The sequence below is a fragment of the Candidatus Marinimicrobia bacterium CG08_land_8_20_14_0_20_45_22 genome (genome assembly GCA_002774355.1).
In the GTDB taxonomy this organism is placed as follows: Bacteria; Fidelibacterota; UBA2242; order UBA2242; family UBA2242; genus 0-14-0-20-45-22.
On sequence record PEYN01000097.1, the window covers coordinates 1 to 1341 of the forward strand.

Genomic DNA, 1341 nt, shown 5'->3' on the forward strand with positions numbered 1-1341 from the left:
TGAACCTTGACGGCGGCGGTTCGACGACAATGGTCGTCCGAAATAAAGTCATGAACAGACCTTCGGACACAGGTGGCGAACGTACCGTTGCGAATTCGCTTTTACTTATTAGCACCGCTCCGACCGGTCCTTTGAATCATCTGCGGATCAGTCCGAAGAAGATTTATCTGCCGGCTGGTAATTCCTACCATTATACGGTTACTGGATTCGATCAATATTACAACAGCGTTTCTGTCAATTCCGATTCACTGACGTGGACATGTGATTCGACGCTTGGAAGCATCGATTCGACGGGAAAATTCCAGTCCGATACAGTCAAAACGATGGGTTATATTTATGTGAATTGCGGCGAAATTCGTGATACGGCGCAGGTTTTTCTAACCGGTCTGGCCGAAATTACACTCAAGCCAAATCCGATCATTCTGAAAATTGGCGAACAACAGACTATCACGGCTGAAGCGAAAGACAATTACGGAAATATCGTCCAGATTCCCGCTTCGAATTATACTTGGGAAGTCACGGGAAATGTCGGAACTATCAATAGTACCGGCGTTTTTACGGCAACCACGATGGGCGAAGGCGTGATCTCCGCGACGTTTGAGGAAGTGACCGGAACGACGCCAGTTTCCGTAGGCGCCGCCGCGACCGTGATGGTTGATGACTTTACAACGGTCGCCAATTGGTCGATCACGGGGACGAAAGTCAATCTTGCTCAATGTAAAATAACCGTCAGTGATTCGATAAAAATCTCCGAACCTTCTTCCGGACGATTGGACTATAGTCTGGCGACCGGCGGAACGACCAACCTGAATTTGAATTGCACGATCCCGATTTCCGGCACGCCTGACGCGATCAGCATTCAGATTTACGGAGATGGAAAAGGTCACTGGTTGAGAGGTGAATTTATCGATAAACAGGGCGAGAAATTTCTGATGGATTTGACCCCTGCCACTCCGGGAATCGACTGGACGGACTGCTGGCAGAAATTGGAAATTCCGTTCTCTGCCGCGATCCCCAGCTGGGCGAATCCGACGGCTGTTTTAGATTATCCGGTTACGTGGAAGAGAATCTATCTGGCTGAAACCGACGACGCTAAAAAGGATGTGGGAACGCTTTACTTTGACGATTTTTCCGTGCATTTTATCGAGACGAAAACTGTCCCGGAATCAAAAAATGGTGTTGCAGGGAAATTTCGGTTGGAAGGCAATTATCCGAATCCATTTAACAACCAAACAAACTTTCGCATTTGTGCAGACAGATCAGGAGATCTGAAAGTCACGTTTTACGATCTTTCAGGAAAAGAAGTCGATAGAATCGATCAGTTCATCGAAACGAGCGGAT

The 1341-nt window shown here is 47.6% G+C and carries 1 protein-coding gene; it reads left to right on the top strand.

Annotated features, from left to right (window positions below):
* Positions 1 to 1341: hypothetical protein (locus COT43_05945; protein ID PIS28648.1), on the top strand; the 1341-nt coding region annotated here is incomplete at both ends.